We start from the raw sequence: 13,572 nt of genomic DNA on the forward strand, positions 1-13,572 counted from the left end.
AGACTTTTCAGGCGGTGCGATCGCGGGCCAATGCTATTCACTGCTTCCGTCCAATGTTACGCAACAGCCACGTGGTCGCGCCGCCAAGGAGTATGGCGACGAGCAGGGACGACACCACGTAGAAGCTTGGATTATGCGACAGCCAGCTCGCGGCCACCAGTCGCGCATTCACAAGCGAGAACACGGTGGTGGGCATAAAGTGCGTTTCACGCGGCGCGATGATTGTCACTTCTCCCGAAGCGGCGTCGAGCAGCGTCTTCTGCCCTGCGACCTGGGACCATACCAGCGGGTCCGTCAGACAGGCCGTGGCGTCGAACAGGTCGGCGCCATTGGGGGCGGTCACCAGCGTCAGCGCCGCGGCCTTGCCGCCCGTCAGCACGCTCTGGGCCATCACCAGCGAGGTCGGCGCCGGCACCTGGCTTGTCTGCCGCGCCTTGCCGCTGGCGTCCTGCACCAGCGACTTCGCGCCATTGGCCATGCCGGCGCCGAGGGAAACAAGATTGTTGAACAGGCCCCGCACCTGGGCGAGCAGGCTGGTGCGGCCGTAAATGTTCTCATTCCATTGCGCCAGCACATCGCGATCCGGCAACCCGGTGGTATCGAAGCCAGGCTTGCCGGCTTCCGGCGCCGCCTGCGCCTCCAGGCGCGGCGTGACGACACCCGCGTCGCTCACCTTCGGCATCATGCAATAACCCGGCAGGTTCCGGGTCAGCGCCGCGCGCTGACGCGCCAGCTGCGCATAGGTCGACAATCCGGCCGGATCGGCGGCCGCCGGATTTTGCCTGTTGGCCCAAGCAGATTTCAACGCTGCGGCGTCAACGCCAACGGCGGCAAGCGTCGCATCTGAAAGCGCGCCAGCCGGCGCGACAACGAGCGTGGAGCGCATGCTGTCGGCAGGCGGCGTCACCGTCACGTCGAGGTCCATCACCCTGTCGGCCGCCAGCGCCATCTGGGCGGCCAGGGTCGCAGCGGCGCCCACGGCGCTCCTGTCCGGCGAGGGCAGGAAGAGCTGTGTGGGCTCGCCAAGCGTCAACGGAAAGGCGGCGGATGCATACAGCGCCAGATTGGGCATATCCGCCACACGCGCCAGCGTCGGAATGATCAGTTCGCTGCTGTCGAGCAGCAGGAAGCGTTTGGACGCGCCAATGGCGGCGACCGGGTCACAGGTCTTGTCGGCCGGCGACGGCACGCGCGCCAGAATCTCCACCCGGTTGAACCCTGGCTTCAGGCGCCCGAGCGGAAACGGAATTTCGTTGCTGCGAAACACCTCGCCATCGCGGCGCGACAGCACCGTGGTGGCGGCGTCACGGCCATTGACGCTGATGGAAATCTGCGGCTCCGGGCCAAGATCCGCCACATAGCCGCCATCAAGACGCAGCCGCACCTTGGCGTAATCCGAGGTGTAGAAATCCGGCGGCAGCACCAGATCAAACGCCACGCGGAACAGCCGGCCGTTGAACTCGACGCTGGGGATGTTGAGCTGGCGCAGCGATATGCGTCCGGCGCCTGCGACGCGCAGGCCCCGGTAGTTCGCCAGCGCCGCCAGGCCAGATGGCGAGCCGCGCGCCTCCTCCGGTCGCGCCAGGCTTTCCAGCGCCTCAGCCAGATCCTGATCGGTCTGGCCGGTCACCACCAGCATCGGCCGGCGGCCGGCGCCTGCGGGCAGCAACGCGACGCGCGGCCCGGTGACCGCGCCCAGCCCCTCAACGCCGGGCTGACGCGCGATATCCTTGTAGACGCCGACCAGAAGATTCATGCCGGCGTCGCCCTGGGCCGCTGGCCCCATGTCGACCACCGGCTGCAGGAACCGGCCGCGCAGGGCCACGCCCTGCACCGCCTTCATCACCTGATCCATATTGCCGATGCTTGTCCGGCCGGGAAGCACCGCACGCACCGGGAAGGCGCCAAAGTTGTCCGGCGCCAGCGACGCCACGTCCTGGGCGTCAAGCACGCGGCCAGGCAGCCCCGACACCAGCAGGCCGGTGTTGGCCGCATCGATCTGGGTCCACAATTCATAGGTCGCGCCAAGCGAGCAGTCGACGCGATGGCGCATGTCCGCCGTCAGCCGAACGGAATTCCAGCCAGGGCGCATCAGCTCTGGCGGTATGTCGAACACCACATAGCGCGTGCCGCTGGGCGCCTGCAGATTGGTCTGGCCCAGCACCACGTCATTGACGATCAGGGTCAAAACCGAGGCTTCCGGCATCACGGAAATGGCCGTCAGATAACTGACGCGGAACCGGAGACGGGACCGGGCGTCGCTGTCGGTCAAATAGACCGGCCATTCGGTGGCGTCGATCTCGCCGCGCAAACGGTAGCCGTGCAGATTGACCGGCATGCGGCGCAACTGCACGCCCGCTTCGCGCAAGATTTCCCCATCCTGACCCGGCGCGCTCTGGATGGTGGGCGCCGAGCGACCGTCATCCGCCGCGGAGCCGCGCGGCAGGAATGACCGGATGCGCTGCGGCATTCCGCCAGGCGGCGCTCCAAAAACCACCCGCCGGCCCTGCAACGTCGGGCTTGGCGCCGCCGGCCCGCCTGATGACGCAACGGGCGCGGCCTGCTGCGGCTGGGATTGCTGCGGCTGGGATTGCTGCGGCGGTTGCTGGAACTGCGCCGGCGCTTCCAGCGGCGCAGGCGGCGGCGCGGCCTGCTGCGGCGCGCCCCCCCTGGAGCCGGACTGCAGTGGGCCGGCCGCGTCCAGCAACCCCTGGGCGCGCAGACCAGTCGCCAGCGACACGGACGCCGCGAGGGCGACGACAGGCATGGCCAGCCGCAGGGACCGCCACATCGGGAATGAAGCCAGGCGCATCCTGAACACCTTCGCCGCCCCCCTCATCGCGTAGCCAGAACAGAAGCGGGATCGGTCACGAGGCCCGATGGCAGACGCTGCCCCTCATCGCGCGGACCCACTGGCGGCGGAGCGCCTTCCGACGCCGCGCCGGCTGGCTGCTGACGCGGCTTCAGGGCATAGCTCAGGGCGCGGAATGGCCCTATCAGGCCCCACTTCATCATCAGGGCCGTGCCCCGGATGATATCCATATGCTTGCGGCGACTTTCGAGCCACCGCGACAGCGCCTCGCGCTGCCCGTACATCAGATCCGCCAGCACGGCGTAATGGCGCGGCTCCAGCGGACCAAACGGCGTCAGCAATCCACCCTGCTCGCCTTCGCGGTTCTGCCGGGAGAAAATCACCGGCAAGCTGTCACGGGCGGGCATGGCGCCCACCGGCTGGATCAGCAGACGCCCGGCGAGATCGCCGGCCGGCAGATCACGCGGCGCGTCCGCCATCAGGCGCAGCACGCAGTCGGCGCTCGACACATTGTCGATCATCACCGGAATCTTGTGACCACCGACCATCAGCACGCCGCGACGCTCGATATCCAGCGACGGCTGGCGGGAGGCGGTGCGGCGCTCGGCCACCGCGCCGAGGCAGGCGCCGGCGATCATCAGGTTCAATGCGTTCCACAGTCCGACGATAATCATCGCCGCCGAAACGCCCGGCTCGGTGAAGAAGCGGTAGATCACCACCACCATGGCCAGCAGCAACACGCCAAACAGCACGAAGAACGGCCACGCCAGCTCCGAGAGATGATCGTCGAACGACACGTCGTTCTTCGCCGTCACATTGAAGCTCGGCTTGCGCGGGTTCAGCAGCACCGCGCCAATCGCCCGAACCAGGAACATGCCCTGGAGCGTCTCATACATCTCCGACACCCACGGCCAGCGCACCCGGCCATACAGATAATTCTGCAGCATCAGAGACGCGATCATGTAGGTGAAGGTGAAGGCGATCGACTCATCAACCGTGGCGACGAAAATGCGCAGGTCGAGGAAGATGTAGAGCAGCGGAATGAGCAGGAAGATCAGGCGCGGCACCGGGAAGAACCAGAAGCTCATGCTCGACAGATAAGAAATCCGCTGCATGAACGACAGGCCGCGCTTGAAGGCCGGATTCTTCAGCATCAGGATCTGGAACATGCCCTGGCACCAGCGTGTGCGCTGGCCAATAAACGAGACAAAAGTATCCGGCTGCAGGCCGGCCACCATCGGCTTGTCCACGTAGACGCTGTGCCAGCCGCGCGAGTGCAGCTCGAACGCGGTCTCGCAATCCTCGGTGATCGTCACGCCATGGAAGCCGCCAGCGGTTTCCAGCGCCTCGCGCCGCAGCACGGCGGCCGAACCGCAGAAGAAGGCGGCGTTCCATTTGTCGAGGCCGCGCTGGGTGACCGAGTAGAACATCTCGTTCTCGCTCGGCATGTGCCCGAAGGTGCCCAGGTTTTTCTCAACCGGATCCGGATTGAGGAACACGTGCGGGGTCTGCACCAGGAACAGCTTGGGATCTTCGACGAAATAGCCGACGGTTTCCTGCAGGAACTCGCGGAAAGGCACGTGGTCAGCGTCGAGAACGAGAATGAGATCGCCGGACGAGTGCTGCAGGCCGTTGTTCATGTTGCCGGCCTTGGCGCGCTCATTGCGCTCGCGCGTCAGATAGCGGACGCCAAGTTCCGCGCACAGGGTCTGCAGGGTGGCGCGGCGCTGGCGGGCGGCCAGCGCCTTTTCCGGATCACGATCCCCGCACTTCTGGTCGGTGCCGCCGTCATCCAGGAGCCAGACATTCAGCTTGCCCGCCGGGTAGTCCATGGCCCGCGCTGCCGACAGGGTCAGCGCCAGCATCGCCGGATCCTCGTTATAGGACGGCACGAAAACGTCGACGCTGGGCGCCTCGCTGTCGCCAAGACGGCGCGCGCGCGGACGCTTCAGCGGATCCGCGTTGATCACCAGGGTCATGGCGAGGAAGAAAACGCAGTACAACTCGCCCATCAGCAGGATCAGGCCCGCCGCGAAACCCGGCGCATCCGTGGCTGGCGGCAACGTGTTGGTGATCCGCCAGAAGGCGTAACGGATGACCAGAAGCGTGCCGAGAGCGAGAAAAATCTGGCGCGACAGAAACCCCGTCATGAACAGCCAGACCGCGATCATCCCGAAAATGACGGCCAGCCCCAGCACGAGCTGGATCGGCACGCCGACGGGCAGAGTCAGGAAGACAAGGGTGAGGCTACCGAAAACAATCCAGGCTAGCCACCTGAGCGCTGCTACCATTTCCTCTCCCCTCCCGCCATGACTGATGGCTCACGGAGAATTACGAAAATGTGAAGTGCAGCAGATTATCGCAGATTGCAACAGAAGATAGTGGCGCAACGCGCTAGCTGCGTCTCGTCGTCCATCCGGCGTAGATGACTCGCCATTCAGTATACGCCAACGGGTCAAAAGGTCACGCGTGAGTCAACAAGGACATACCCGCCAGGCCCGCGCCGGCTGTCGCGCACATAGCCGCCCGACAGGCCAAACTGGAAGCGGCCAAATGTGAGGCCGCTGATATGCGCGCCGACACGCCACTGCTTGTAAAAATTGTCGCCAAGCATCGAGAACTCGGGACCAATGAACGTGCGGTCGTACAGGGCGTAACCCGCCTTGAAACGGGTGTAATAGGCGTTGGCGTGGGTCGAGTACGAGCCATATGCCGACACCATCGTATAGGGCGTCGGGTTGGCGTACAGCTCGCCGACCACGCGCAAACCATAGCCGTGACCGCGGGTGCCGTTGCTCGGATCGACCGGGTCCAGCTTGATGTTCTGGTAGTTGAAGCCGATGTAGGCGGCCACGTGAACATCGGGCTCGGCCCATTCATAGCCCACAAGGGCGGAGCCAGACTGCTGGTTGCCGATGATCTTCGTATCGTCGCTGCGATATTCGAATGAACCGACCTGCCCTTCCACACGGGCGCGCCAGCCGGAAACCTGTTCCAGATCGCCAGTCAACGCCGCCGTGACCGAGGTATTCGCGAAGATCGAATTGCTGGTGGTCGCCGTGACCGAGGTGTCGATCGCGATGATCGAGCCAGCGGGCTGCGCGCCGCTTCCCGAGCCATAGCCGGACGTCCAGTCGGCCGCCTGGGCGGCGCCCGCCAGGGCTGTCAGGGCCATCGTCGCGCCCGCCACGCGCACGGCGCGTGAGGCGGCTGGAACGAGACAACGCGCGTGATCGACCTTGCCGGATGCCATCTGCCTGCTTCCCATCCGAGAGCCTGGCAGAAACGCGCCAGACCAAACCTCTCGCCCAATGGGTGCCCGGGATTGGTTAACTGGACGTTAAGGTTAAGGCCTATTTTCACGGTGTCGTGATCGACACACAGCCAAACGTCAACAGTTTCAATGAAAACCGCCAGTCACACTTTCTGGGATTGAAGTCCTGCGATCTGTGCGACATTCGGCAAACCTGTCACAAGTCGCCACGATTGAAGCGCTGGCGCGCGAAAACCGCGCGCCAGCCAGCCGGACGCCCGAATCACCCCGGCGTCTGACGGGAAGCCCGATCCCGTCGGGCAGGAAGAAAACCCAGCAATTGCGGGTCTGCGAACATCTCCGCGACGAGGCGGCCAATGCCGGGCGCGAAACGCATTGCCAGGGAACCTCTTGCCAGGGAACGCCCTGCCAGAATGCGTCCTGTCAGAGAGTGTCCTGCCGGAGCCTGTCCTGCCAGCCCCCTGCAGGGAACAATGGACAACGGCGCCGCCCCCGGCCATCGCCGGCGGGAGGGCTGACCAACAAAAAAGGCGACCCGAAACGGATCGCCTGCGCGTCTTGTGCTGTCCGGACGGCGAGCCCGTCCGGAGCAATCAGCGGCGACGGAAACCGCCACGCTGCGGCGGACGGCCGCCAGGACCACCTGGACGCTCGTCCTTGTGGCGATAGACCAGACGGGCCTTGTCCAGGTCGTAAGGCGACATCTCAACAGTAACCCGGTCGCCGGCCAGCGTCTTGATGCGGTTGCGCTTCATGCGCCCCGCCGTATAGGCGATCACCTCATGACCGCCCTCAAGCTGGACGCGGAAACGGGCGTCCGGCAGGATCTCGGTGACGAGACCATCAAATTCAATCAGTTCTTCCTTGGCCATACAGTCTCTTCTCGCATCATACGGGGTACCCCCGCTCCTGCATCCGCCCGGAAAACAGCCTGACAGCACATGCAGGCGTCAACGCAATGGACGGCGGGACAGGCGAAAGCCCGGCGCCGTCAGCCCGACGCGTGGTGCGGGCGCTCATAAACGCCCGGTTGCTTGCCCGCCTATATGGCGCAGATCGGCTGCAATATAAAGTGCCTGGGCAATCCGCAGTATCAAATATTTACGACAGGCGCGCAGAATAGCCGCCGACCGCAGCGCCCGCATGCACCAGCGCCGCCGGGCGCGACCCAACTGGAGGCGACCATGCTGGCGACAGCGCATCGCGCGCCTGCCCCCGGCAGCCCATCCAGAACCCGGCCCCGCCCGCAAGAACTCCAGCCGGCCAGAGCCTCAACAGCACGCATCAACAGCAGACCCCAATAACAAGCCACACCTTCAGGCATGGGCGCGAAAACCTCGCACTGCCGGTGAAACAATACGGCGGCCGCAGAGAATGCGACGTCGGCGGAGCCAGGGCCCCGCCGACGCGATATCGCCGACAGTTCACGACTGAACGGAAGCGCCAGAGCCGTTACCGCCACTATGGACCAGCGCCGGCTGCTGTTTTCCGGAGTTTGAACGACCGCTGACCAGCGGGGAACGCTGTCAAACGCACGACCAGGTGCGGTTCACGAACCCGATGCGCTCTTGCCTGACATTACTGGACGCAACACCCGGAAGCGATTGCTGTCCACGTGAACCATCCTGGACGGAACCACTCCATATCAGCGTGTTCTCATGTCAAAGCGCTCTCCCGGCTCATCTGGCCAGATGCAGGCGCGCTCCCGTAATAACACCAGATATACAATCATCATGCCTGAATAATCTCTCAACCCCGCAAGCATACCGACACAAGAGAGACGCATCGCTCAATAATGAATGCACGTGGAGCTGCCGCCAGGGTACGCTCAGGCGGGCTGGAGACTTCCCGCGGCCTGCTTGCCCGTGCGCCGGTCGACCTCGACCTCAAAACCAACCTTCTGCCCCTCCATCAGGCCGCGCATGCCGGCGCGCTCAAGCGCCGTCGCATGCACAAACACATCCTTGCCGCCAGCATCCGGCTGGATGAAACCATAGCCCTTCTGCTCATTGTACCACTTGACGGTGCCAGTCTGCATTGATCGTCCTTTCGATCCATATGCGGGTCGACATTTCTTCAGTACGCCGCCACCAGCGCGGCCGGAAAAGCGCCCCACACTGCATCTTGTAGCCAATTTCGTCGCCACCACAGCTAACGACATGAAATTAATATCAACTAAAAACGATCGGCTCAAGAATTATTTCTAAAAATACTCTATCTATACTTGATCGCTTCCATCCACATCGCGACACCGGGGCAGACGGATGCGCCTGCCCCATGTCGGCCTCACTTGTCGGCCTCACTTGTCCGCTACGCTTGCCCGCCGCGCTCCGGCCGTGCGATTCAGCCTGGGACGCCGGTCCCATGATCCAGGCGCGAAAGTCAGCTTGTTGCGGGCGGCGCCCCGGCTTGCTAGAGGCTGTCGGGCGGAGAAGCCGGCCGGGCGCGCGGACGCCCGCCGGCCCATGACCGCCACAGGCGCATGACCGCCACAGGGGCATGACCACCGCAGGGACATGACCGCCGCAGGGAGCAGACGCATGAAGTTTCGCAAGACCATGGCGATGGCATTCGCCGCGCTTGCGCTTTCGGGGCCGGCGGTTACGGCGGGGGAAGCCCAGCTTTCTGGTGAGGTTCGCGTTGGCGAGCTGAATTCCTATTCCACCCTGCCGTCTTTCACCGAGCCATACCGGAAGGGCTGGCAGCTGGCCGTTGAAGAGGTCAATGCCGCTGGCGGCATCAATGGCAAGAAGCTGACGGTGATTTCCCGCGATGACGGCGGCAAGCCGGCGGAGGCGCTCACCGCCGCCAACGAGCTGGTTTCCCGCGAGAAGGCGGAGATGCTGGTTGGCGCCTTTTTCTCCAACGTCGGCCTCGCCCTCAGCGATTTCGCCAGGCAGAAGAAGATCGTCTATCTGGCGGCCGAACCGCTGACCGACGCCATGGTCTGGTCCCAGGGCAATCCCTATACATTCCGCCTGCGCGCCTCCAATTACATGCAGGCCCGCATGCTGGCGGAGGAAGCGGCAAAGCTGCCGGCGAAGCGCTGGGCGGTGATCGCGCCCAACTATGAATATGGCCAGTCGGCCGTCGCGGTCTTCAAGAAGCTGCTCTCGGAAAAACGCCCGGATATTGAATGGGTCGCCGAGCAATGGCCGCCCCAGGGCAAGATCGACGCCGGCCCGGTGACCCAGGCCATCGCCGCGGCGAAGCCGGACGCCATCCTGAACGTCATGTTCGGCCCCGACCTGGTCAAGCTGGTGCGCGAAGGCAACGCCCGCGGGCTGTTCAAGGACCGCGCGGTGGTCAGCTTCCTCACCGGCGAGCCGGAGTATCTCGATCCGCTGAAGGACGAGGCCCCGGCCGGCTGGATCGTCACCGGCTATCCCTGGTACGACATCAAGACGCCGGAGCACGCGGCGTTCCTGAAGGCCTACCAGGCGCGCTTCAATGACTACCCGCGCCTTGGCTCGATCATTGGCTACAGCGCCATGCATTCGGCCGCCGCCATGCTGCGCAAGGCCGGCGCGACGGACGCTGACAAGCTGATTGAAGCGGGGCGCGGCCTGTCGCTGACCACGCCCTTTGGGCCAATCACCTTCCGCCCCGCCGATCACCAGTCCACCATGGGCGCCTTTATCGGCGTCACGGGCGTGCGCGACGGCAAGGGCGTGATGATGAACCCGGCCTATCGCAAGGGTGAGGACTACCTGCCGTCCGAAGCCGAGGCCGCCAAAATGCGCCCGGCGGGCAACTGAGCGGCGCAACAGCCGGCGCGGGAATGCCGGAACCGAACCACCAGCTCCTGATGCATTGCCTTCACGCCGGGCGGCGTTCACCCTGCCTGGAGCCAGCATCCGGGGAGCGGAGCGTGACAGTGGCCTGCCGGACATGAGTTTCTGGATCGCCCAGTTTCTGACCGGCCTCGCCAGCGCCGCGTCGCTGTTTCTGGTCGCCTCGGGCCTGTCGATCATTTTCGGCGTCACCCGCGTGGTGAACTTCGCCCATGGCGCCTTTTACATGATCGGCGCCTATGTGGCCTGGTCGCTCACCGAGCGCCTGTCCGGCGCCTTCGGCTGGTGGGGCGGCGTGCTGCTGGCCGCCGCCGCCGTGGCGGCGCTGGGGGCGCTGGCCGAGATCCTCGTGCTGCGGCGCATTTACCAGGCGCCGGAGCTGTTCCAGCTGCTCGCCACCTTCGGCCTCACGCTGGTCGCCGCCGATCTGGTGGTGATGCTGTGGGGGCCGGATGAACTGGTGGGACGCCGCGCCCCGGGCCTCACCGGCTCCGTGGCCTTGTTCGACCAGATGATCCCAACCTGGGACCTGTTCCTGATCGCCCTGGGGCCCGTGGCGCTGGGCCTGTTGTGGCTGCTGTTCAACCGCACCCGCTTCGGCGTTCTGGTGCGGGCCGCGACCCAGGACCGGGAGATGGCGGCGGCCCTCGGCGTCAACGAAAAATGGCTGTTCACCGGCGTTTTCGCCCTCGGGGTGTTTCTTGCCGCTCTCGCCGGCGCGCTGCAACTGCCGCGGGAATCCGTCAACCACCACATGGATCTGCGCATCATCGTCGACGCCTTCGTCGTGGTGGTCATCGGCGGCCTCGGCAGCATCACCGGGGCGTTTGTCGCCGCCCTTCTGGTTGCCCAGCTCAACGCCTTCGGCATCCTGCTGTTTCCGAAAATCTCTTTGGTCATCATCTTCCTGGTGATGGCCGCCGTGTTGGCCGTGCGCCCGTGGGGGTTGCTGGGTCGGCCCGACGTCGCCCAGCGCCCGCCCGCCGCCACGTCGGCCCGCCCGTGGCGACCACTTGGCGGCGCGGGGCGCCTCGCCATGGCGGCGCTCGTGCTCGCCGCGGCGGCGCTGCCCTTCGTCAGCGGCGACTATCTGGTCATCGCCGCCACCGAGACGCTGATTTTCGCCATTCTGGCGGTCAGCCTGCATATCCTGCTGTCGGTCGCCGGCGTCGCCTCTTTCGGCCATGCGGCGTTCTTCGGCCTGGGCGCCTATGGCGTGGCCCTGGCCGTAAAGGGGCTTGGCCTCGGCATGGGCGCGGCGCTGGCCCTGGCGCCGCTGGCGGGGCTCGCTGGCGCTGGCCTGTTCGCGCTGGCGGCGGCGCGCCTCTCCGGCGTCTATCTGGCGATGCTGACCCTGGCCTTCGCCCAGATTCTCTGGTCCATCGCCTTCCAGTGGGTCGATGTCACCGGCGGCGACAATGGCGTGCTCGGCCTTTGGCCAACCGGCTTCGCGGCGCAGCCGGCGGGTTTCTACTGGCTCACCCTGGGCCTTGCCGTGCTGGTCATCGGCGCCAGCCGGGTGATCGTGTTCTCACCGTTCGGCTATGGCCTGCGCGGCGCGCGCGACGAGGCGCGGCGCGCCGCCAGCATTGGCGTCAGTCCAGGACTGATGCGCTGGTGCGCCTTCGCCATCGCCGGAACCGGCGCAGCTGTGGCGGGCGCCCTGTTCGCTTTCCTGAAAGGCAGCGTGTTTCCGGATACGCTGGCCATTCCCGTATCCGTCGATTCCCTGGTCATGGTGCTGCTCGGCGGCGTGCAGACCACGCTCGGGCCGCTGGCGGGCGCCGTCGCCTACAAGGCGCTGTCGATCTGGCTGCTCAGCCAGACGCAATGGTCGAAGCTGGCGCTTGGTCTGGTGATCCTCGTCGTGGTGCTGGCCTTTCCGCGCGGCCTTGTCGGCGTCATCAACCAGTGGCGCGACCGCTGGCTGACGAAGCGACGGCCTGGCCATGGAGAGCCTCCATGACGGCAGCGATGAATGCGCCTCCCCTGCTCGCAGCGACAGGCCTCGCCAAAGCCTGGGGCGGCGTGCGGGCCGTGGACGACGTCAGCTTCTCGGTCGCAGCCGGCGAGATCGTCGCGCTGATCGGCCCTAATGGCGCGGGAAAGAGCACCTGCTTCAATCTCATCAACGGCCAGTTACGACCGGACGCCGGGCGCGTGCTGCTATCCGGCCGCGACATCACCGGCGCCGGCCCGGCGCGCGCCTTTCGCGCCGGCGTCGGCCGCACCTTCCAGATCGCCGCCACCTTCGCCTCCATGACCGTGCGCGAGAACGTGCAGACGGCGCTGGCCGCGGCGCGCGGGCAGATCATGCGCCCCTGGGGCGCGGGGCGGAACATCGCCCGCGACGACGCCATGCGCCTGCTGGCGCTGGCCGGCATGGCCGCCCAGGCCGAGCGGCCAGCAGCCGAACTGGCCTATGGCGACGTGAAGCGGCTGGAGCTGGCCATCGCCCTGGCCGGCGCGCCGCGCCTGCTGCTGATGGACGAACCCACCGCCGGCATGGCCCCGGCCGATCGCGCCGCCCTGATGCGGACGGCGGCCGCCGTCGCCCGCGAGCAGGGCATCGGCGTCCTGTTCACCGAGCATGACATGGATGCGGTTTTCGCCCATGCTGACCGGATTCTGGTGCTGGATCGCGGCCGGCTGATCGCCAGCGGCGCGCCGGCGCAGGTGCGCGACAGCGCGGCGGTGCGCGCCGCCTATCTGGGCGACGGGGTGCTGTTCGCGGCGACCGCCGGCGATCCGCGGGCGGTAACCCCGTCTTCATGACAGTCGTTTTCCAGTATAAGCACATCATCCCCATTATCCGGGAAGCCCTCTCCGCTTCTCTTCGATGAATATCAAGGAAGCATGCATGGCCGCACAGCAACTGCCGTCCAGCCCGCCGCCCGCCAGTTCTCCTCCCTCCAGTTCTTCGCCCGCCAGCGCGCCGGACGCGGACGGGCTACGCGTCGATGGCCTCAACGCCTGGTATGGCCAGGCCCAGATCCTCCACGGCGTCGGCCTCAGCGTCGGGCCGGGGGAGATCGTCGCATTGCTGGGCCGCAACGGCGCCGGCAAGACCACGACCTTGCGCGCCATCATGGGGCTGGTGCGGCGCAGCGCCCGCCAGTTGGAGTTTCGCGGCGCCGACATTGGCCCGATGCCGCCCTTCGCCATCGCCCGGCGCGGCCTTGGCTATGTGCCGGAAGACCGGCGCATTTTCACCGACCTCACGGTGGATGAGAACCTTGAGACCGGCCGGCAGCCGCCCCGCCCGGGCGCGCCGCAATGGACGCCGGAGCGGCTGTTCGAGCTGTTTCCCAACCTTGGCCGTATGCGCGATCGGCCCGGCGGCGCCATGAGCGGCGGCGAGCAGCAGATGCTGGCCATCGCCCGCACGCTGATGGGCAACCCTCACATGGTGCTGCTGGACGAACCGGCGGAGGGCCTCGCGCCGCGCATTGTCGAGGACATGGCGGCGGCCCTGCTGGCGCTGAAACGCGAAGGCCTCAGCCTGCTGGTCGCCGAGCAGAACCTCAACTTCGCCCGCCTGCTGGCAGACCGGGCGCATGTGCTGGCCGGCGGCGAAAGCCGCTTTTCCGGCACCATGGCGGAGCTGGATGCCGACCCCGACGCCCGCGACGCGCTGCTGGCGGTGTAGCCCGCAAACATATGGCGCGCGCCTGGCCGCCAGCGTCGCGATG

9 protein-coding genes are annotated in these 13,572 nt (G+C 66.2%); 4 read left to right on the plus strand and 5 right to left on the minus strand.

What is annotated here, in order from left to right; translation table 11 throughout:
- Positions 1 to 37: 37 nt before the first annotated feature.
- From ACERNI_RS07935 to ACERNI_RS07955, 5 genes are all read right to left on the minus strand, one after another.
- Complete coding sequence (locus ACERNI_RS07935) at positions 38 to 2,812, minus strand: cellulose biosynthesis cyclic di-GMP-binding regulatory protein BcsB (RefSeq protein ID WP_448832722.1); 2,775 nt, start codon at positions 2,810 to 2,812, stop codon at positions 38 to 40.
- Positions 2,813 to 2,835: 23 nt separating this feature from the next.
- The gene (bcsA, locus tag ACERNI_RS07940) at positions 2,836 to 5,103 is read right to left on the minus strand and encodes a UDP-forming cellulose synthase catalytic subunit (RefSeq protein ID WP_448832723.1); all 2,268 of its coding nucleotides are present in this window, start codon (positions 5,101 to 5,103) and stop codon (positions 2,836 to 2,838) included.
- 164 nt (positions 5,104 to 5,267) lie between these two features.
- Positions 5,268 to 6,065 (minus strand): cellulose biosynthesis protein BcsS, encoded by a 798-nt coding sequence (gene bcsS / locus ACERNI_RS07945; protein ID WP_448832724.1) that lies wholly within the window; start codon positions 6,063 to 6,065, stop codon positions 5,268 to 5,270.
- 614 nt (positions 6,066 to 6,679) lie between these two features.
- Positions 6,680 to 6,958, minus strand: a complete 279-nt coding sequence (gene infA, locus ACERNI_RS07950; protein ID WP_132001785.1) for a translation initiation factor IF-1 — start codon at positions 6,956 to 6,958, stop codon at positions 6,680 to 6,682.
- 956 nt (positions 6,959 to 7,914) lie between these two features.
- Complete coding sequence (locus ACERNI_RS07955) at positions 7,915 to 8,124, minus strand: cold-shock protein (protein WP_448832725.1); 210 nt, start codon at positions 8,122 to 8,124, stop codon at positions 7,915 to 7,917.
- Between the two features lie 526 nt (positions 8,125 to 8,650).
- On the opposite strand from ACERNI_RS07955, the gene ACERNI_RS07960 reads away from it, so the two are divergent.
- The 4 genes from ACERNI_RS07960 to ACERNI_RS07975 all read left to right on the plus strand — a co-directional run bounded on the left by ACERNI_RS07960 (position 8,651) and on the right by ACERNI_RS07975 (position 13,529).
- Complete coding sequence (locus ACERNI_RS07960; RefSeq protein ID WP_448832849.1) at positions 8,651 to 9,844, plus strand: ABC transporter substrate-binding protein; 1,194 nt, start codon at positions 8,651 to 8,653, stop codon at positions 9,842 to 9,844.
- 133 nt (positions 9,845 to 9,977) lie between these two features.
- Entirely contained in the window at positions 9,978 to 11,846 is a 1,869-nt protein-coding gene (locus ACERNI_RS07965) for an ABC transporter permease (protein ID WP_448832726.1), read from the plus strand.
- Positions 11,843 to 12,655 (plus strand): ABC transporter ATP-binding protein, encoded by an 813-nt coding sequence (locus tag ACERNI_RS07970; RefSeq protein WP_448832727.1) that lies wholly within the window; start codon positions 11,843 to 11,845, stop codon positions 12,653 to 12,655. Before ACERNI_RS07965 ends, ACERNI_RS07970 begins: the two co-directional genes overlap by 4 nt.
- A gap of 85 nt (positions 12,656 to 12,740) precedes the next feature.
- The gene (locus tag ACERNI_RS07975; protein WP_448832728.1) at positions 12,741 to 13,529 is read left to right on the plus strand and encodes an ABC transporter ATP-binding protein; all 789 of its coding nucleotides are present in this window, start codon (positions 12,741 to 12,743) and stop codon (positions 13,527 to 13,529) included.
- Positions 13,530 to 13,572: the final 43 nt, after the last annotated feature.

Source organism: Camelimonas sp. ID_303_24 (genome assembly GCF_053543495.1).

What these genes read in the sequence shown, in the direction of transcription:
- ACERNI_RS07935 (WP_448832722.1), bottom strand. Translation starts at nt 2,812, where the DNA reads ATGCGCCTGGCTTCATTCCCGATGTGGCGGTCCCTGCGGCTGGCCATG.
- bcsA (WP_448832723.1), bottom strand. Translation starts at nt 5,103, where the DNA reads ATGGTAGCAGCGCTCAGGTGGCTAGCCTGGATTGTTTTCGGTAGCCTC.
- bcsS (WP_448832724.1), bottom strand. Translation starts at nt 6,065, where the DNA reads ATGGCATCCGGCAAGGTCGATCACGCGCGTTGTCTCGTTCCAGCCGCC.
- infA (WP_132001785.1), bottom strand. Translation starts at nt 6,958, where the DNA reads ATGGCCAAGGAAGAACTGATTGAATTTGATGGTCTCGTCACCGAGATC.
- ACERNI_RS07955 (WP_448832725.1), bottom strand. Translation starts at nt 8,124, where the DNA reads ATGCAGACTGGCACCGTCAAGTGGTACAATGAGCAGAAGGGCTATGGT.
- ACERNI_RS07960 (WP_448832849.1), top strand. Translation starts at nt 8,651, where the DNA reads ATGGCATTCGCCGCGCTTGCGCTTTCGGGGCCGGCGGTTACGGCGGGG.
- ACERNI_RS07965 (WP_448832726.1), top strand. Translation starts at nt 9,978, where the DNA reads ATGAGTTTCTGGATCGCCCAGTTTCTGACCGGCCTCGCCAGCGCCGCG.
- ACERNI_RS07970 (WP_448832727.1), top strand. Translation starts at nt 11,843, where the DNA reads ATGACGGCAGCGATGAATGCGCCTCCCCTGCTCGCAGCGACAGGCCTC.
- ACERNI_RS07975 (WP_448832728.1), top strand. Translation starts at nt 12,741, where the DNA reads ATGGCCGCACAGCAACTGCCGTCCAGCCCGCCGCCCGCCAGTTCTCCT.